Genomic DNA, 16,695 nt, shown 5'->3' with positions numbered 1-16,695 from the left:
GGGCCCGAGCGCGACGGAGGCCACCACCCGGCGTGGGTGGTGGCCTCCGTTCGGGCAGCTCAGACGCCCAGCGGGTGCCAGACCGTCTTCGCCTCCAAGTACCTCCGCAGGCGGGTGATGTCCGGCGCCGCCGTCCAGTCCGGCTCTGCTGCCGGGACCGTCAGCACCCTCTTCACCGTGTTCGCCGCTTCGCGCGCCAACCCCGCGCGGTCCTCCGGCGACGCTCCTGTCGGGTCCAGCGCGTTCACGTCACCGTGCGACGCCAGCCACGGGCCCAGCTCCGCCGCCCGCCCGGTCAGGATGTTCGCCACGCCGCCCGGGACGTCCGACGTCGCCAAGACCTCCGACAGCGTGATCGCCGGCAGCGGCCGCTCCGCGCTCGACACCACCACCGCCGTCGAGCCCGTTGCCAGGACCGGGGCCAGCACCTCGACCAGGCCCAGCAGGGACGACTGCTGCGGTGCCAAAACGCCCACCACACCCGTCGGCTCCGGGACCGTGAACGAGAAGTACGGGCCCGCCACCGGGTTCGCCGCGCCGAGGACCGTCGCGATCTTGTCCGTCCAGCCCGCGTACCAGACCCAGCGGTCGATCGCCGCGTCCACAATGGACTCGGCTTTCTTCGGGGCCAGACCCTCCGAAGTGGACACCTCCGCGACGAACTGGTCGCGGCGGCCCTCCAGAACCTCGGCCACCCGGTACAGCACCTGGCCGCGGTTGTACGCCGTCGCCGCGGCCCAACCCGGGAATGCCTTGCGGGCCGCCACCACCGCGTCGCGGACGTCCTTGCGGGACGCGTGCGCCGCGTTCGCCAGGAACTTGCCCTTGGCGTCCGTCACCGGGTACACCCGGCCGGACTCCGAACGCGGGAACTTGCCGCCGATGTAGAGCTTGTACGTCTTCGCGACGGAAATCCGGTCAGACATTCAGGTACGCCTCCAGCCCGGTGCGGCCGCCTTCGCGCCCGAAGCCGGATTCCTGGTAGCCGCCGAACGGGGCGGCGGGGTCGAAGCGGTTGAAGGTGTTGGCCCAGACGACGCCGGCGCGCAGCTGGTTCGCCATCCACAGGATCCGGGAGCCCTTTTCGGTCCAGATGCCCGCCGACAGCCCGTACGGCGTGTTGTTCGCCTTCGCGACGGCCTCGTCCGGCGTGCGGAACGTCAGCACCGACAGCACCGGGCCGAAGATCTCCTCGCGCGCGATCCGCATCGACTGGTGGACGTTCGCGAACACCGTCGGGGCGAAGAAGAACCCGCGGTCCGGCACCGGGCACGGGCTCGTCCAGCGCTCGGCGCCTTCGGCGTCACCCGACTCGACCAGCCCGCGGATCTTCGCCAGCTGCTCGGCCGAGTTGATCGCGCCGATGTCGGTGTTCTTGTCCAGGGGATCGCCGATGCGCAGCGTCGAGACGCGGTGGTGCAGCTTCTCGAGCACCTCTTCGGCGATGGACTCCTGGACCAGCAGGCGCGAGCCCGCGCAGCAGACGTGGCCCTGGTTGAAGAAGATGCCGTTGACGATGCCCTCGACGGCCTGGTCGAGCGGCGCGTCCTCGAACACGATGTTCGCCGCTTTGCCGCCCAGTTCGAGGGTCAGCTTCTTCGGCGTGCCCGCGACCTGGCGCTGGATCGCCTTGCCGACCTCGGTCGAGCCGGTGAAGGCGATCTTGTCGATGCCGGCGTGCTCCACAATGGACGCGCCGATGTCGCCGGCGCCCGGCAGGATGTTCACCACGCCCGGCGACAGTTCGGCCTGCTGGCAGATCTCCGCGAAGACCAGCGCGGTCAACGGCGTCGTCTCGGCCGGCTTCAGCACGACCGTGTTGCCGGTGGCGAGCGCCGGCGCGATCTTCCACGCCAGCATCAGCAGCGGGAAGTTCCACGGGATGATCTGCCCCGCGACACCGAGGGGACGCGGGTTGGCGCCGTACCCCGCGTACTCCAGCTTGTCGGCCCAGCCGGCGTGGTAGAAGAAGTGCGCCGCCGCCGTCGGGACGTCGGAGTCGCGCGACTCCTTGATCGGCTTGCCGTTGTCGAGGCTTTCCAGCACGGCCAGTTCGCGCGAGCGCTCCTGGATCAGCCGCGCGATGCGGAACAGGTACTTCGCGCGCTCGGTGCCCGGCAGCTTCGACCAGACGGAGTCGTACGCCTTGCGCGCGGCCTTGACCGCGGTGTCCACATCGGACTTCGACGCGGTGCCGACCTCGGCCAGCACCTCTTCGGTGGCCGGGTTGATCGTCTTGAGCGGCTCACCCGAGCCGTCGACGAATTCGCCGTTGATGAAGGGCTTGTAGGAGTCCTTCAGGTTCGCGATGGCGCGCGATTCCGGCGCCGGTGCGTACTCGAAAACAGGCATCAGTCCACCGTCACGTAGTCGGGGCCGCTGTAGTGGCCGTCCACCTGGGTGCGGCGCTGCAGCAGCAGGTCGTTGAGCAGGCTGGACGCGCCGAAGCGGAACAGGTCCGGGGTCAGCCACTCTTCGCCGGCGACCTCGTGCACGGCGACCAGGTACTTGATCGCGTCCTTCGTGGTCCGGATGCCGCCCGCGGGCTTGACGCCGCGCAGCTCGCCGGTGCGGACGTGCCAGTCGCGGACGGCCTGCAGCATGATGTGCGTGACCGGCAGCGTCGCGGCGGGGGAGACCTTGCCGGTGGAGGTCTTGATGAAGTCCCCGCCGGCCAGCAGCGCCAGCCACGACGCGCGGCGCACGTTGTCGTAGGTCGCCAGCTCGCCGGTCTCGAGGATGACCTTCAGGTGGGCGTCGCCGCAGGCCTGTTTGACGGCCTGGATCTCTTCGAAGACGTCCATGTAGCGGCCTTCGAGGAAGGCGCCGCGGTCGATCACCATGTCGACTTCGTGCGCGCCGGCGTCGACGGCGATCTTGGTGTCGGCCAGCTTGATCTCGCGGCTGGTGCGCCCGGCGGGGAAGCCGGTGGCGACGCTCGCGACGTGCACGCCGCTGTTGCCCAGCGCTTCGACGGCGGTGGCGACCATGTCCGGGTACACGCAGACGGCGGCGACGCGCGGGGTGTCCTGCCGCTCGGGATCGGGGCGGACGGCCTTCGCGGCGAGCGCCCGGACCTTGCCCCGGGTGTCGGCGCCCTCCAGGGTGGTCAGGTCGACCATGGAGATGGCGGTGTCGATGGCCCACCGCTTGGCGGCCTTCTTGATGCTGCGCGTGCCGAGGCCCGCCGCGCGCTGCTCGACGCCGACCTGGTCGACACCGGGCAGCCCGAGCAGGAAGCGGCGCAGGCTCGCGTCGTCGCGAGTCGCGTCCACCAGCGGTGCCGGGGTGGCCGGCGCCGCTGACGTGCTGGTCGTGGCTGTCATGCGCCTGAGTCTAGGCGGCGGGTCCGACAGTGCGAGCCCCCGTTGGTTGTGACGCTGGGTGCGTGCCGCGTCACAACGTCGAGGTCAGGCCCCTTCGATCTGCGGCGGCTCGTCCCGCTTCGCCGGCTTCCGGTACACGACCACGCCACCCCAGAACCCCAGCCCGTTGATCTTCACGGTCGGCGCGGTGGGCGGTGCCGGTGGTGCCCCCGACTTGTCCTCCAGCACGAAGCCGCCCATGAACCCGATCCCCGTCACGTCGACGTTGATGTCGTCCGGGACCGTGATCGTGATGCCGCCCATGATCGCCACCGCGGTGATCGTGCACTGGCGGTCGGCGAACCGGGCCTGGCGCAGGTCGATCTCCGTGCCGCCCCAGAACGCGAAGCTCGTGTGCTGCGGGGGGAGGACCCAGCTGCCCTTGCGGACCGCGCCGGACATCACGCCGATCGACACCGGGCTGCCCGGGTGGCCGCCGATGCGCTGGTCGGGGAAGCCCAGGGCCCGCGTGGTCGCCGGCTGGACCGCCCCCGACGTCGACGGCAGGTCCTCCGTCACCGGTTTGAGCTCGCCGACCGTCTTCGCCGCGTAGACCGTCGAAAGGCGCTCTTCCAGCTCGTTGACCGTGATCCGCCCTTCCGAGAGGGCGTTGTGCAGCACCTGGGCGACGCGTTCGCGGTCCGCGTCGGAAGCCCGCATCTGGTCGGGCGTCAGTTCGCTCACCCGGCGGAGCTTAGCGGCGAAAACCACCCACGGTGTCCATCTTCCGGAGGACACTGACCCCTATGGTCGACTTTCCGGACGGCACCCGTATCCGAGGGCGAGGACTGGCCCGCCCCAGACCCGCCGAACCCGAGCCGGATTTCGGGCTCTACCTGGGCACGAGCCGGCTGCGGCGCAAGCACGGCGGGGGCATCACCTGGCCGCACGAGTGGGTGACCTGGCCCGACTTCCTGCTGCCGGCGAATCCCGGCGAAGCACGCCGACAGATCAAGGCCCTGCACAAGAGGGCGCAGACCGAGACCGTCGAAGTCGCCTGCTACGGCGGTGCCGGCCGGACCGGCACCGTCATGGCCTGCCTCGCGATCCTCTCCGGCGTCCCCGCGGACCGAGCCGTCGCCTGGACCAGAGAGCACTACCACGAACGCGCCGTCGAAACCCCCTGGCAGCGCGGCTGGGTGAAGAGCTTCGCGAAACGGCTAGATTGACCCGCATGGATGTGCACGTCGTCGATCACCCCCTAGCGAAGGCCCGGCTCTCCACGATGCGCGACGCGCGCACCGACAGCGCCGCGTTCCGGGCCGCGCTGCACGAGCTGACCGTCATGCTGGTTTACGAAGCCACGCGCGACGTGCCGGTCAAGACCGAGCGGATCCACACGCCGGTCGCGCGCACCGAGGGCTACACGCTGGCCAAGCCGCCACTGCTCGTCCCGGTGCTGCGGGCCGGCCTCGGCATGGCCGACCAGGCGCACAAGCTGATCCCGGACGCGCAGATGGGCTTCGTCGGCCTCGCGCGCGACGAGGAGACGCTGAAGCCGACGCCGTACCTCGAGTCGCTGCCGGAGTCGCTCGCCGACCGGCCGGTCATGGTGCTCGACCCGATGCTCGCCACCGGCGGCTCGATGGAGTACACGATCCGGCTGCTCACCGACCGCGGCGCCGACGACGTCACGGCCATCTGCGCGCTCGCCGCGCCGGAAGGTCTGGCGCACCTGGAAAAGACCGGCCTGCCGGTCCGCGTGGTCACCGCGAGCATCGACGAGCGCCTCAACGACTCGGGCTTCATCGTCCCGGGCCTCGGCGACGCCGGTGACCGCCAGTACGGCGCCGTCTGAGCCTTGCCGGTCCTCAAGTGGCGGTGGGTCGCCGTGGCCGGCGGGGCCGTCGCGCTCGTCACGGCCGGGCTGCTCTGGCTGCTGCTGGGCTGGTCGGGAGCGCCGGACGCGCCGGTGCGCATCGACGCCGTCAAGACGGCGTTCGGCGTCGGCGCGGGCGCGGGCGGCGTCTTCGCGCTGTGGCTGGCGACGCGCCGCCAGCGCACGATGGAGCTGCAGCTCGCCGAGACGACCCGCGTCGCGGGCGTGACCGAACGCGACCTCGAAGAGCGGCGGGTCACCGAGCTGTACGCCAAGGCCGTCGAGCAGCTCGGCAACGACAAGGCGCCGGTGCGGCTCGGCGGCCTCTACGCGCTGGAACGGCTCGGGCAGGACAACCCGAAGCAGCGCCAGACGATCGTCAACGTGCTGTGCGCGTACTTGCGGATGCCGTTCAAGGCCCCGGTCGTCGGGCTCAGGGGCACTGCGGCACGCGACCTGACCGACGACCCGGAGGACGGTGAGCTACTCGTCCGGCTGGCCGTGCAGCAGCTGCTCAAGACGCACCTGAGCCACGACGAGGCCGGCTACTGGCCGGGGATGTCGATCGACCTGCAGCGAGCCACTCTCGTCGACTTCCGGCTGAGCGGCTGCACCCTGGCCGCCGCCGACTTCAGCCGCGCCAAGTTCGTCGGTCAGCTCCACATCCGCGGCACGCGCTTCACCGGCCTGGTGGGGTTCTACGGCACGGAGTTCCGCGACATCGTGAACTTCGACCGGTCGGTCTTCGAGGAAGGCGCTTTCTTCTCCCGGGCGCTCTTCACCAGCAGTGTCCGTTTCACCCGGACCCGTTCCGGGGGCCGGTTCGAATTTTCCCGCACGGTCTTCGAAGATGAAGCCGACTTCGAGGGCGGCGAGCACGCGGAGCTCGATCTGACGGAGGCTCAGTTCGGCACCAAGTAGAGCTCCTGTTTCCCGAGTGTCGGCGCGTCGAGCGTCCAGTGGGCGAGCGCGTCCGGCGGCGGGGACGGCAGCCGCCGCAGCACCAAATCGGGACGGCGTGGCCGGACGTCGAAGTCGAAGAACGCGTAGTCGACGCGCAGTGCCGCGCGGACCCAGCGATTCCCTGCCCCGCGGGCTTCGATGGCCGCGGGAAGCAGGCCGCGGTCGGCGAAGACGTCGACGATCGCGCACTCGCACGTGTACGCCAGGACACCGATTTCCCCGGCGCTGCCGATCACCCGGCCACCGGCCAGCGCACGCAGATCGCGGCCGATCTCCTCGTAACGAGCGGTCGAGGCGTAGTTCGACGTCAGCGGCGCGAACTCCCGTGACGAGCCGGCGTACCCGACCACGGAAGCGGCCACCACCGCGAGGACGGCTCCGGTCGCGACGCGACGAGAAGCCGCCCACGCGCAGGCGCACACCGTCGCCACGGTGATCACCGGCCCGTAGTACCAGTGGTAGGGCGGAACGTTCAGCAGCACGTACGCGCCGTAGTAGAGCGCGCCGCCCAAGGCCAGCGGCTTGAACGGTGGCCGCAGCCGGAACGCGAGGGGCAGCGCCGCGAGCGGCAGGAACGACAACACGGTCTGCCACCAGGCGGTCCGGGCGTAGAAGAACGGGCCGTTGCCGAAGTTCCAGTCGCCCCACGCCCGTTGCGCGCCCTGCAGCGTCTTGATCACGACGGTGTCGGGTACCGCCGCGCCGAGCACGACCCAGCTGAACGCGAACCACGGCAGCGCGACCAGCGCGGCGCCGAGCACCGCCCGTCCGGACCGCACCGAAAAGCCCAAGACGACGGCGAAGATCAGCAGGTCGAGCCGCACGAGCGCGAGCGCGCCCGCGGTGAGCCCGAAGGCCAGGGGCCGCCGTTCGACCGCGAACACCGTCACCCACCCCAGCACCGCCGAGCCCAGCGCGACTTCCAGGCCGATCGACGACAGCAGCAGCGGGTTCGCGGTGAGCGCCGCGAACGTCAGCGCGGGGAACCAACGCGGCAACGCCGTGCCGAGCCGACGCAGGGCCAGGACGAGCGCGACCTGGCTCAGCACGTACAGCACTCCGGCCGCGAAGACGGCGTCCCGCACCACGAACGTCACCGCCGCCAGGGCGAGGACGTTCGCCGGCGACGTCGCGGAGTTCGACGTCGCGTCGGCCAGCAGTCCCCAGTGGCCGTGGAACGCGAGGTTGCGGGCGTAGGCGAGCGTGATGAACGTGTCGTCGACGAGGTGCGGGCGCGCCAGCAGGAACACGACTGCCGACACGCACGCCGTGGCCGCGGGCAACCGCAGACGAAGGTTGTCCGTGGACCGGACCTGCTCCATGATCACGACCGGAAGTGGCCGCCCCGCACGCGGAAGTTGCGCGCAACGTCCCGGCGGGTGCCGGCCACTGAGGGGTGTGACCAGCCATGCGACGGGGGCGCCGGTGGACGATCGGGTCCTGTGGGACCGGGCCGCCGGCGGCGACGAAACGGCGTTCGGCGAACTGTTCGAGCGGCACGCCGAAGCCGTCTGGAACCACGCCTACCGGCTGACCGGGTCGTGGAGTGCCGCCGAGGACCTCACCTCGAACACGTTCCTGACCGCGTGGCGCCGCCGCGCCGACGTGACGCTGGTGCGCGACAGCGCCCTGCCGTGGCTCTACACGGTGGCCTGCAACGCCGCCCGTGACGAGCACCGCGGCGCCAGCCGGCGGTTGCGGCTGCTCCGGAAGATCCCGGACCCGCCGGTGGTGTCCGACCACGCCGACGCGGTGGCCGAGCGGCTCGACGGCGAGCAGCGGCTGCGCGCGATCGTCGACGCCGTGCGGACGCTGCCGAAGGCACAGCGCGCGGTCGTCGAGCTGTGCCTGCTCGGCGACCTGAGCGTCGCCGACGCGGCCGCCGCGCTGGCCGTCGCCGAGGTCACCGTCCGCGCCCACCTGTCCCGGGCCCGCGCCCGCCTGCGCACGCTGCTGGAGGAGAAATGAGCGACGACCTCCGAGGCCTCCCGCCGCGGCGCGCGCTGCCGGACGACGTCCGCGACCGGCTGCGCGCCGAAGTCCGCGCCGGACTCGAGAAACCACGGCGGACCAAGCACGTCTGGTACGCCGCGGCGGCCGCGGTGCTCGTCCTGGCCGCGGGCGCGGTCGTCGCGACGAAGACGTTCCGGCAGCAGCCGGTCGCCGGGCCGCCGCCGGACCCGGGCAACCGGCTCACCCTCGACCCGAAGGTGGCGACGGCCGCGTTGGACCGCTGCTGGGCGGCCGTCCAGGCGGCGGGCAAGACGGACCGGGTGCCGCCGCGCGACGAGTGGGTCCCGCTGTTCACCGAGGTCGAGCAGGCGGACGCGGTGGTCGCCGCGACCGCGGCGGGCAAGCCGATGTTCTGCGAGACCACGGAGACGACGGTGACGCTGTCGGACCCGGCGGCCGCGCCCGCGTACGCGCCGGGCACGCACGTCGGGGTGCTGCTGCACAGCCCGACCGGGACCGTCGCCGGGATCGTGGACCCCGGGACCGCACCCGGGTTCCTCGGGTCGCGGACCGCGGGCGGGGACACCATGTCGCAGTCGATCCGCACGTCCCCGGTCAGCGGCCAGTTCGTCGCGATGACCCGGACCGCCCTGTGGACGACGACGCTCACCGTCGAAAACCCGGGGGCGCCGCGTGCGGCCGTGCTGCCCCAGCCGCCGTCGTGGCTGGTCATGGCGGTCGACCGGCCGGTGACCGCCGAGCGGACGTCACCCGCGGGCCGGGTACTGGGCGAGTGCCTGAACACCGCGGAGGAGGTGATCCCGGACGCGGCCGCGTACACCCCGGGGCCGCTGCTCGAAACCGGGGACTTCCAAGTCGTCACGGGCCGCCGGGGCGACCGGGTCGTGGTCTGCGAGACCCAGCCCGACTACCAGCGGCCGGGACGGACGAAGTACCGAGCCTTCCCCGACTTCGCCGGGCCGCGGACGCTGCCGGCGCGCACCCTGACCGTGGACACGCTGGGCGCGGCCGAGTCGGGTGCCCCGCGGGGGCAGTCGCGGCACCCGTTCGTCGCGGCGCTGCCGCTGACGGCGGCGAAGGCGACGATCGACTTCGGCATCGGGACGAGCATCGAGGCCGATGTCGTCGACGGGATGGTCGCCGCGTGGGTGCCGCAGAGCATCGACCTGCTGCCGGATGCGACGGTCCACGTCCAAGCCCGCGACCCGCAGAACCAGGCCGTCTACGAAGGTTCGCTGCCGCTGAGGTGAGGCCGCAGCCAGCCGGAGGCGTTCGCGCGCAGGGCCGTCTCGTACGAGCCCGTGACGTCGAACTCCTCCGGCAGGTTGCCGGTCAGCTCCAGGGAGACGAGCCCGTGCACGAAGGCCCAGCAGCCGACCGCGACCGTCTCCGGCGGGACGTCGAGGAAGACGCCGTCGGCGATCGCGCGGCGGATGATCGCCTCCAGGGGTTCCAGCGTCTTGCGGGCGAGTTTTTCGGCGTCTTCGTTGGGCTCGAACCCGGGCACCGACCTGGTGAACATGATCCCGTAGAGGTTCGGGTCGGCCAGCGCGCTGGCGCGGTAGGCGCTGCCGAGCGCGACGAGGTCCTCGACCGGGTCGCCGGTCAGCTCGGTCCCCGCCATGCGGGCGCCGAACCGGCGGAAGCCTTCGGTGTAGAGCGCGTTCACCAGATCGGGTTTGCTGCCGAAGAGGGAGTACACGGCGGTGGTCGACGTCCCGGCGTCGGCGGCCAGCTTCCGCAGGGAAAGCGCCTTCGGCCCGTCGGCGGCGATGAGCTCGCCGGCGCGGTCGAGGAGCTTCAGCCGGAGGGCTTCGTCATGCGTGCGTGGCCGGGCCATCCACAGAGCGTAGCGCAACGGTGTTATTTTAGGCGAGAGCCGGGAGTTGACCTGGAGTGCACTCCAGGTCGTAGTGTCGGCTCATGAGCTACTCGATAGCGGAAGCCGCGCGACGTAGCGGACTGTCCATCGACACCCTCCGGTACTACGAGCGCATCAAACTGCTCGACCCGCCCGCCCGGGACACCGCGGGCCGCCGGGCGTACTCCGACGAGGACCTCAGCTGGCTGGGGTTCCTGACCAAGCTGCGCACCACCGGGATGCCCATCAAGAGCATGCGCGAGTACGCGTCGCTGCGCCGCCACGGCGTCGCCAGCGCGGGCCGCCGCAAGGCCCTGCTGGTGGAGCAGCGCCGGTCGGTCGCCGAGCGGATCGCCGAGCTGCAGGGGTGCCTCGACATCCTCGACTACAAGATCGACAACTACGCCCAGGTCGAGCGCAACGTGCTCGGCGTGGAACCAAGCAGGGAGGAGATTTCCGCGTGAAGACCAGGAAGCTCGGCGGTCTGGAGGTCGGCGCCCAGGGGCTCGGCTGCATGGGGATGAGCCAGGCCTACGGCGTCCGCGACAACGACGACGAGTCGATCGCGACGATCCACCGGGCTCTCGACCTCGGCGTCACGCTGCTGGACACCGCGAACGTCTACGGCAACGGCGTCAACGAGGAGCTGGTCGGCCGCGCGATCGCCGGCCGCCGCGACGACGTCGTGCTCGCGACGAAGTTCGGCATCGTCTGGACCGACGGCGCGATGGGCGCCCGCGGGGACGCCGCGTACGTGAAGCAGTCGTGTGACGAGTCGCTGCGCCGGCTCGGCGTCGACCACATCGACCTGTACTACCAGCACCGCGTCGACCCGGCCACGCCGATCGAGGAGACGTGGGGCGCGCTGGGCGAGCTCGTCGAGGCCGGGAAGATCCGGTACGCCGGGATTTCCGAGGCGAGCGCGGCGACGATCCGCGCCGCGCACGCGGTGCACCCGGTGACGGCGCTGCAGAGCGAGTGGTCGCTGTGGACCCGCGGCATCGAGGGCGAAATCCTGGACACGTGCCGGGAGCTCGGCATCGGCGTCGTGCCGTTCTCGCCGCTGGGCCGCGGGTTCCTGACGGGCGCGGTGAAGTCGGTGGCGGACCTGCCCGAGGACGACATGCGCCGCGGCCTGCCCCGGTTCGCGGAGGACAACTTCGCCCGCAACATGGCGATCGTCGACGCGCTCCGCAAGCTGGCGGAGGAGAAGGGCGTGACGGCGGGACAGCTGGCGCTCGCGTGGGTGCAGTCCCAGGGCGAGGACGTGGTGCCGATCCCGGGGACCAAGCGCCGCAAGTACCTGGAGGAGAACGTGGCGGCGGCGTCGCTGGAGCTGACGGCCGACGACCTGGCGGCCATCGCGGCGGCGGCCCCCGCGGACGCGGTGGCAGGGGAGCGTTACCCGGAGCGGCTGGCCCGCGCGGCCGGCAAGTAAGCAACTCCTTCTGAGCCTTTTCTGAGATCTCCGGAGCAGGCTCGGCGCCGATCAAGGTCGGTGCCGAGCCTCGGGAGGTCGTGGTGGAGGAAGTGCTCGATTATCTGGTCGTCGGGGCGGGGCCCGCGGGGGTGCAGCTGGGGCAGCACCTCGGACACGCCGGGCACCGGTACCTCGTGCTGGAAGGCGGGTCCGCGCCCGGCCACTTCTTCGAGACCTTCCCGCGGCACCGGACCCTCATCTCCATCAACAAGAAGCACACCGGGTACGCCGACCCGGAGCTGCGCCTGCGGATGGACTGGAACTCGATCCTGGCCGCGGGGGACACCGAGCCGGTCCTGTTCACCGACTACAGCGAAAAGCTCTTCCCGGACGCGCCGGACCTGCTGCGCTACATCGCCGACTACGCGGCGAAGCACAAGGTCAACGTCCGCTACGACACCCGGGTGACGCGCATCGGCCGTGACCCGGAAAGCGCTCTCTTCGTCGTCACGGCCGGTGACGAAGAATTCAAAGCGCACCGGCTGATCATGGCCACCGGCGTCACGAAGCCGTACATCCCGCAGTTCCCCGGCGTCGAGCTGATCGACCAGTACGTGGACGTGGACGTCGACCCGAAGAGCTTCACCGACCAGCGCGTGCTCGTGCTGGGCAAGGGGAACTCCGCGTTCGAGACCGCGGACAACCTCATCGAGACGGCCGCGGTCGTGCACGTCGGCGGCCCGCGGCCGGTGAAGCTCGCCTGGCGCACGCACTTCGTCGGCCACCTGCGCGCCTACAACGCGGGCATCCTCGACATGTACCAGCTGAAGCTCCAGCACGCGATCCTCGACGGCGACGTCCGCGAGATCCGCAAGGACGCCGACGGCTACCACGTCAAGTTCGCCTTCGCCCGCGCTGACGAGGTCATCAAGGAGATCCGCTACGACCGCGTGATCGGCTGCACCGGCTTCCGCTTCGACGCGTCGCTGTTCGACGAGGACTGCCGTCCCCAGCTCACCATCAACGACCGCTTCCCCGCGCAGACGCCGGACTGGGAGTCGGTCAACGTGCCCGGCCTGCACTTCGCCGGCACGATCACGCAGGTCCGCGACTTCAAGAAGGCCACCAGCGCCTTCATCCACGGCTTCCGCTACGGCGTCCGGGCCCTGGCCAAGGTGCTCGACGAGCGCTACCACGACACCCCGTGGCCGAGCACCGAGCTGCCCGCCAAACCGGACGCGCTGACCGACGCCGTGATCACCCGGATCAACCGGACTTCCGCGCTGTACCAGCAGTTCGGTTTCCTCGGCGACGTACTCGAGATCGACGGCGACACCGCCCGCTATCTCGAAGAGGTGCCGGTCGACCGGGTCCTCGCGAACCCGCCGGCCGACGCCTACGTCGTCACCCTCGACTACGGCCCGGACCACGACAAGATCGACCCCTTCGACTTCGTCGCCCGCGCCGCCCAGGACCAGGCCAACGACAGCGGCGAGGGCCACTACCTGCACCCGATCGTCCGGCACTACCGCCGCGGCGAGCTCGTCGCAACCCACCACGTCACGGAGAACCTCGAAAACGAGTGGGACAAAGAAGTCCACGTCGAGCCGCTGACCGCGTTCTTCACGCGGGAGCTGTGATGCGCACGATCGCGGAGTTCGAGGCGGCGGCCCGCCAGCGCCTCGACCCGGTGCACTACGACTACTTCGCGGGCGGCGCGCAGGACGAAATCACCGTGGCGGAGAACGAATCCGCGTTCAAGAAACTGCGGCTGCTGCCCCGCGTCCTGCGCGGCAGCGACAAACGCGACCTGAGCATCGACCTGCTCGGGACACCGTCGTCGATGCCGATCGTCGTCGCGCCCACGGCGTTCCACCGGCTCGCGCACGCCGACGGCGAACTGGCCACGGCACGGGCGGCGGCCCGCGCGGGCACGATCATGATCGTCAGCATGGCCGCCACCACGGCGATCGAGGACATCGCCGCGGCAGCGCGCGAGGTCGCGCCGGACCCCGGCCTGTGGTTCCAGCTCTACCTGCAGCCGGATCTGGAGTTCAGCGAGGCGATCGTCCGCCGGGCCGAAAACGCCGGGGTCAAGGCGTTCGTCGTCACCGTGGACTCGCCGGTGCTCGGCCGCCGCGAGCGCGACGACCGCAACGACTTCCACGACCTGCCGCCGGGGCTCGCGGTCGAGAACCTGCGCGACATCGGGGAAAACCGCAGCGGCGGCAACGCGAGCCACGTCCGCGAGATCGTCATGTCGGCCGGGCTGAACTGGGACCACATCGCGTGGCTGCGGTCGAAGACCAAGCTCCCGGTGCTGATCAAGGGCGTGCTGCACGCCGAGGACGCGCGGCTGGCGGTGCACCACGGCGTCGCCGGGATCGTCGTGTCCAACCACGGCGGCCGCCAGCTCGACACCGTGCCCGCGACCATCGACGTGCTCCCCGAGATCGCGTCGGCGGTCGGCGGGGCGATCCCGGTGCTGCTGGACGGCGGGATCCGCCGCGGTACCGACGTCGTCAAGGCGCTGGCCCTCGGCGCGGACGCGGTCGGCGTCGGCCGGCCGGTCGTGTGGGGGCTGGCCGCGTGCGGCCGCGAAGGCGTCACGCAGGTCCTGGAGCTGCTGCGCGACGACTTCGACCAGGCGCTCGCGATGTGCGGCGGCCGGCACCCGGCCGACCTGACCCCGGACCAGGTGCGGCGATGATCGGCAAAGCACTCGCGGCCGCGGCGGTGGCAACCGCGCCCGCCTGGCTGCCCGCCCGGGTCGTCGCGCTGCGGATGAAGATCTTCGCGCTGGTCAACGGCCAGGACGTACTGACGATCCCGGGCGAGCAGGTCGGCGTCGGGGACTTCAAGCGCGTCTACGCCGACCCGGCGGCGAACGGCCGCAGCCGCGGCGCCGCGCTGTCCGACCTGTTCTGGTACTGGCTCGCGCCCGGTCCCCAGGTGCACCAGGAGCACCTCGAAGCCGGGCCGCGCTACGACGAGGTCGCCAAGTGCACCCGGCACATCCTCGTCCGGTCCAAAAAGGACTCCGAAGAGCTGGCCCGGCGCGTGGCCGCGCACGTCCTCGACGACGTCGGACCCGGGCTCGTCCGGTTCCGCGACGCGATGATGCCGATCTGGGCCGAGCTGTACTACGAGCTGGTGTTCGAGGAGCCGTGCCCGCCCGAGGCGCGGGACCTCATCGTCGGCCACGCCGACGACGTCGTCTCGGCCCTGAAGTGCGTGCGGCCGCGCAACATGCGTCGCCGCGCCCGGCTGACGAAGTACCTGCGGCGGCGCCTCGCCGACGTCCCGCACCCGCTGCCGGAGTCCCTGACCCCGGAGGAGCAGGCCTACTACCTGCAGGGGACGTTCTTCAACACCGCCGTCGTGCAGATGTCCGAGGCGATGGCCCACCTGCTGATGATCGTCGCCCAGCGGCCGGACGTCCAACGCCGGCTCGCCGAGAACCCGGACGACGACACCTACCTCGACCGCGTCATCGACGACGGCCTGCGCGAGTACCCGCTGTTCGGCATCGCCCACCGGATCTCCACCGCCGACATCGAGCTGGAACACCTGACGATCCCGGCGGGCACGGTGCTGTGCTTCAGCTACCCGGGCTACGCCGCACAGTCCGAAAAGGACGCTTTCATCCCGTTCGGCGTCGCGCAGAACCGCGCCTGCCCGGCCCGCGGGCTGGCCCCGCCGACGATGCGCGTCGTGACGCGCGAGGTGCTGCGCCGGTTCAGCCTCGCCACGACGGCCGGGCACACGCGCTCGATCCCGAACCGCGGCCCGGCGCTGCTCACCCCGCGCGGCGCCCGCACCCGGCGAGCGCCGCTGGTGTGGCTCGCGGTCCGCGACCGCTGGGAAGACGTCTGGCGCAGCTTCGCCCAGCTCCTGTTCGGCACCTACATGGTGCTCGACGCCCGCAAGCAAGCCCTCTGCTCGACCTACTTCGCCGGAGGTAACCGATGACCCCGTCCGAAGCGGCACCGGCGTTCTTCCTCGCCGTCGCGGTCATCCTCGTGGTGTGCCGGCTCGTCTGCCTGGTCGCGGTGCGGCTGGGGCAGCCACCGGTGGTCGGCGAGATGATCTCCGGCGTGCTGCTCGGCCCGTCCCTGCTGGGGCTGGTCCTCCCGGGCGTGCAGACGGCGCTGTTCCCGGACGGCATCCGCCCGCTGCTCTACGTCGGTGGCCAGATCGGCCTGGTCATCTACATGTTCGGGGCGGGGTACGAGTTCAGCCTCCGCAGCATCCGCGGCTCGGCGAAGTCGGTCGGCGCGATCTCGGCCGCGGGCACGGTGGTGCCGCTCGCGCTCGGGGTCGGCGTCGCCGTGTTCGGCACGAGCTGGGCCGGCATCGCGAAGGACGGCGTCTCGCTCGCGACGTCGGCGGCGTTCGTCGGGGTCGCGCTGGCCATCACCGCGTTCCCGATGCTCGCCCGGATCATCACCGAACGCGGTCTCGGCGGCACCCGGTTCGGCTCGCTCGCGCTGGCCTGCGGCGCTCTCGACGACGTCCTGGCGTGGATCCTGCTGGCCGTCGTGCTGGGCATGCACGCGGACTCGGCCGGGCCGGTCGCGCTGGCCGTGGGCGGTGGCCTGCTGTTCGCGTTGCTGCTGGTGCTCGTCGGACGCCGGGTGCTCGCGAAGGCGATGGGCAGTGACCGGATCTCCGCCGACCAGAAGATGCTGATCACGGCGTTGACGCTGTTCGCCGCCGCCTGGTTCACCGACATCATCGGGCTGTACGCGGTGTTCGGCGCCTTCTGCGTCGGCATCGTGTTCCCCCGCGTGCCCGCCGCGGACGCCGTGCTCGCGAAGATCATGCCGATCGGGCGGATCGTGTTCCTCCCGCTGTTCTTCACCTATTCCGGCCTGAACACCCGGTTCGCGCTGCTCGCGGACCCGAAGCTGCTCGCGTTCGCGGTGCTGTGCGTGGTCGTCGCGATCGTCGGCAAGCTCGGTGCCTGCTGGGGCGCGGCGCGGCTGGTGGGGGAGTCGCAGCCGGTGGCGTTGCGCGTCGGCACGCTGATCAACGCCCGCGGGCTGATGCAGCTGATCGCGCTCAACGTCGGGCTGGCGGCGGGGATCGTCTCACCGGCGTTGTTCACCGTGCTCGTGCTCGTCGCGCTGGTCACCACGATCATGACCGCGCCGGTGCTCGCCTGGCTCGACCGGCGCGATGCCCGCAAGGGGAGCAGCGAACTGCTCCTGACGGCGGAACCGGTGCCGGTCACCGGGAAAAGTTGACAGTTCAATTTCGGAAAATCACTGCCAGTATGGATGCGTGCACG

The 16,695-nt window shown here is 71.1% G+C and carries 17 protein-coding genes; 11 read left to right on the top strand and 6 right to left on the bottom strand.

The genetic code is table 11. The annotated features are described in order from the left end of the window. Nucleotides 1–59: 59 nt before the first annotated feature. The 4 genes from ACERZO_RS44965 to ACERZO_RS44950 all read right to left on the bottom strand — a co-directional run bounded on the left by ACERZO_RS44965 (nucleotide 60) and on the right by ACERZO_RS44950 (nucleotide 4,025). The gene (locus ACERZO_RS44965) at nucleotides 60–926 is read right to left on the bottom strand and encodes an aldehyde dehydrogenase family protein (protein ID WP_372672106.1); all 867 of its coding nucleotides are present in this window, start codon (nucleotides 924–926) and stop codon (nucleotides 60–62) included. Beyond that, complete coding sequence (locus ACERZO_RS44960) at nucleotides 919–2,352, bottom strand: aldehyde dehydrogenase family protein (protein WP_372672105.1); 1,434 nt, start codon at nucleotides 2,350–2,352, stop codon at nucleotides 919–921. Before ACERZO_RS44960 ends, ACERZO_RS44965 begins: the two co-directional genes overlap by 8 nt. Next, a complete protein-coding gene (deoC, locus tag ACERZO_RS44955; RefSeq protein WP_372672104.1) occupies nucleotides 2,352–3,326 on the bottom strand; it encodes a deoxyribose-phosphate aldolase in 975 nt (324 codons plus the stop codon). Before deoC ends, ACERZO_RS44960 begins: the two co-directional genes overlap by 1 nt. A gap of 84 nt (nucleotides 3,327–3,410) precedes the next feature. Then, nucleotides 3,411–4,025, bottom strand: coding sequence for a DUF1707 SHOCT-like domain-containing protein (locus tag ACERZO_RS44950; protein WP_372672150.1), 615 nt, complete (start codon nucleotides 4,023–4,025; stop codon nucleotides 3,411–3,413). Nucleotides 4,026–4,111: 86 nt separating this feature from the next. On the opposite strand from ACERZO_RS44950, the gene ACERZO_RS44945 reads away from it, so the two are divergent. From ACERZO_RS44945 to ACERZO_RS44935, 3 genes are read left to right on the top strand one after another with little or no spacing between them, the layout of a single operon-like run. Next, nucleotides 4,112–4,534, top strand: a complete 423-nt coding sequence (locus ACERZO_RS44945; RefSeq protein ID WP_372672103.1) for a protein-tyrosine phosphatase family protein — start codon at nucleotides 4,112–4,114, stop codon at nucleotides 4,532–4,534. A gap of 5 nt (nucleotides 4,535–4,539) precedes the next feature. Beyond that, on the top strand, nucleotides 4,540–5,163 hold the full coding sequence (upp, locus tag ACERZO_RS44940) for a uracil phosphoribosyltransferase (RefSeq protein WP_285455977.1): 624 nt from the start codon (nucleotides 4,540–4,542) through the stop codon (nucleotides 5,161–5,163). Nucleotides 5,164–5,166: 3 nt separating this feature from the next. Then, on the top strand, nucleotides 5,167–6,105 hold the full coding sequence (locus ACERZO_RS44935) for a pentapeptide repeat-containing protein (protein WP_372672102.1): 939 nt from the start codon (nucleotides 5,167–5,169) through the stop codon (nucleotides 6,103–6,105). Here ACERZO_RS44935 and ACERZO_RS44930 read toward each other — a convergent pair. Beyond that, on the bottom strand, nucleotides 6,087–7,469 hold the full coding sequence (locus tag ACERZO_RS44930; protein ID WP_372672101.1) for a hypothetical protein: 1,383 nt from the start codon (nucleotides 7,467–7,469) through the stop codon (nucleotides 6,087–6,089). The two genes, ACERZO_RS44935 and ACERZO_RS44930, sit on opposite strands and share 19 nt — an antisense overlap. 76 nt (nucleotides 7,470–7,545) lie before the next feature. On the opposite strand from ACERZO_RS44930, the gene ACERZO_RS44925 reads away from it, so the two are divergent. Together ACERZO_RS44925 and ACERZO_RS44920 are read left to right on the top strand one after the other, a co-directional pair. Beyond that, a complete protein-coding gene (locus tag ACERZO_RS44925; RefSeq protein ID WP_372672100.1) occupies nucleotides 7,546–8,115 on the top strand; it encodes an RNA polymerase sigma factor in 570 nt (189 codons plus the stop codon). Continuing rightward, nucleotides 8,112–9,371, top strand: coding sequence for a hypothetical protein (locus ACERZO_RS44920; protein ID WP_372672099.1), 1,260 nt, complete (start codon nucleotides 8,112–8,114; stop codon nucleotides 9,369–9,371). The genes ACERZO_RS44925 and ACERZO_RS44920 overlap by 4 nt, the downstream gene beginning before the upstream one ends. On the opposite strand, the gene ACERZO_RS44915 is transcribed toward ACERZO_RS44920, so the two are convergent. After that, on the bottom strand, nucleotides 9,344–9,961 hold the full coding sequence (locus tag ACERZO_RS44915; protein WP_372672098.1) for a TetR/AcrR family transcriptional regulator: 618 nt from the start codon (nucleotides 9,959–9,961) through the stop codon (nucleotides 9,344–9,346). The two genes, ACERZO_RS44920 and ACERZO_RS44915, sit on opposite strands and share 28 nt — an antisense overlap. Nucleotides 9,962–10,044: 83 nt before the next feature. Between ACERZO_RS44915 and ACERZO_RS44910 the strand changes: the two genes are divergently transcribed. The 6 genes from ACERZO_RS44910 (at nucleotide 10,045) to ACERZO_RS44885 (ending at nucleotide 16,651) form a co-directional block, all read left to right on the top strand. Beyond that, complete coding sequence (locus ACERZO_RS44910) at nucleotides 10,045–10,446, top strand: MerR family transcriptional regulator (RefSeq protein ID WP_372672097.1); 402 nt, start codon at nucleotides 10,045–10,047, stop codon at nucleotides 10,444–10,446. Between the two features lie 50 nt (nucleotides 10,447–10,496). Next, on the top strand, nucleotides 10,497–11,420 hold the full coding sequence (locus ACERZO_RS44905) for an aldo/keto reductase (RefSeq protein WP_372672149.1): 924 nt from the start codon (nucleotides 10,497–10,499) through the stop codon (nucleotides 11,418–11,420). An 80-nt stretch (nucleotides 11,421–11,500) separates the two neighbouring features. Further along, the gene (locus ACERZO_RS44900) at nucleotides 11,501–13,042 is read left to right on the top strand and encodes an NAD(P)-binding domain-containing protein (protein WP_372672096.1); all 1,542 of its coding nucleotides are present in this window, start codon (nucleotides 11,501–11,503) and stop codon (nucleotides 13,040–13,042) included. Continuing rightward, a complete protein-coding gene (locus tag ACERZO_RS44895; RefSeq protein ID WP_372672095.1) occupies nucleotides 13,042–14,112 on the top strand; it encodes an alpha-hydroxy acid oxidase in 1,071 nt (356 codons plus the stop codon). The genes ACERZO_RS44900 and ACERZO_RS44895 overlap by 1 nt, the downstream gene beginning before the upstream one ends. After that, nucleotides 14,109–15,374, top strand: coding sequence for a cytochrome P450 (locus tag ACERZO_RS44890; RefSeq protein ID WP_372672094.1), 1,266 nt, complete (start codon nucleotides 14,109–14,111; stop codon nucleotides 15,372–15,374). The genes ACERZO_RS44895 and ACERZO_RS44890 overlap by 4 nt, the downstream gene beginning before the upstream one ends. After that, nucleotides 15,371–16,651 carry a cation:proton antiporter gene (locus ACERZO_RS44885; RefSeq protein ID WP_372672093.1) on the top strand — a complete coding sequence of 427 codons (1,281 nt, stop codon included), beginning with the start codon at nucleotides 15,371–15,373 and terminating at the stop codon, nucleotides 16,649–16,651. The genes ACERZO_RS44890 and ACERZO_RS44885 overlap by 4 nt, the downstream gene beginning before the upstream one ends. Nucleotides 16,652–16,695: the final 44 nt, after the last annotated feature.

The sequence above is a fragment of the Amycolatopsis kentuckyensis genome (genome assembly GCF_041679295.1).
Taxonomy (GTDB): domain Bacteria; phylum Actinomycetota; class Actinomycetes; order Mycobacteriales; family Pseudonocardiaceae; genus Amycolatopsis; species Amycolatopsis kentuckyensis_A.
This window is presented reverse-complemented; position numbering and strand designations above follow the sequence as displayed.

Bases quoted from the DNA above. Each gene is read 5' to 3' on its own strand.
- upp (WP_285455977.1), top strand. From the start codon at position 4,540: ATGGATGTGCACGTCGTCGATCACCCCCTAGCGAAGGCCCGGCTCTCC.
- ACERZO_RS44950 (WP_372672150.1), bottom strand. From the start codon at position 4,025: ATGCGGGCTTCCGACGCGGACCGCGAACGCGTCGCCCAGGTGCTGCAC.
- ACERZO_RS44885 (WP_372672093.1), top strand. From the start codon at position 15,371: ATGACCCCGTCCGAAGCGGCACCGGCGTTCTTCCTCGCCGTCGCGGTC.
- ACERZO_RS44965 (WP_372672106.1), bottom strand. From the start codon at position 926: ATGTCTGACCGGATTTCCGTCGCGAAGACGTACAAGCTCTACATCGGC.
- ACERZO_RS44910 (WP_372672097.1), top strand. From the start codon at position 10,045: ATGAGCTACTCGATAGCGGAAGCCGCGCGACGTAGCGGACTGTCCATC.
- ACERZO_RS44905 (WP_372672149.1), top strand. From the start codon at position 10,497: ATGGGGATGAGCCAGGCCTACGGCGTCCGCGACAACGACGACGAGTCG.
- ACERZO_RS44945 (WP_372672103.1), top strand. From the start codon at position 4,112: ATGGTCGACTTTCCGGACGGCACCCGTATCCGAGGGCGAGGACTGGCC.
- ACERZO_RS44915 (WP_372672098.1), bottom strand. From the start codon at position 9,961: ATGGCCCGGCCACGCACGCATGACGAAGCCCTCCGGCTGAAGCTCCTC.
- deoC (WP_372672104.1), bottom strand. From the start codon at position 3,326: ATGACAGCCACGACCAGCACGTCAGCGGCGCCGGCCACCCCGGCACCG.
- ACERZO_RS44895 (WP_372672095.1), top strand. From the start codon at position 13,042: ATGCGCACGATCGCGGAGTTCGAGGCGGCGGCCCGCCAGCGCCTCGAC.
- ACERZO_RS44960 (WP_372672105.1), bottom strand. From the start codon at position 2,352: ATGCCTGTTTTCGAGTACGCACCGGCGCCGGAATCGCGCGCCATCGCG.
- ACERZO_RS44890 (WP_372672094.1), top strand. From the start codon at position 14,109: ATGATCGGCAAAGCACTCGCGGCCGCGGCGGTGGCAACCGCGCCCGCC.
- ACERZO_RS44920 (WP_372672099.1), top strand. From the start codon at position 8,112: ATGAGCGACGACCTCCGAGGCCTCCCGCCGCGGCGCGCGCTGCCGGAC.
- ACERZO_RS44930 (WP_372672101.1), bottom strand. From the start codon at position 7,469: ATGGAGCAGGTCCGGTCCACGGACAACCTTCGTCTGCGGTTGCCCGCG.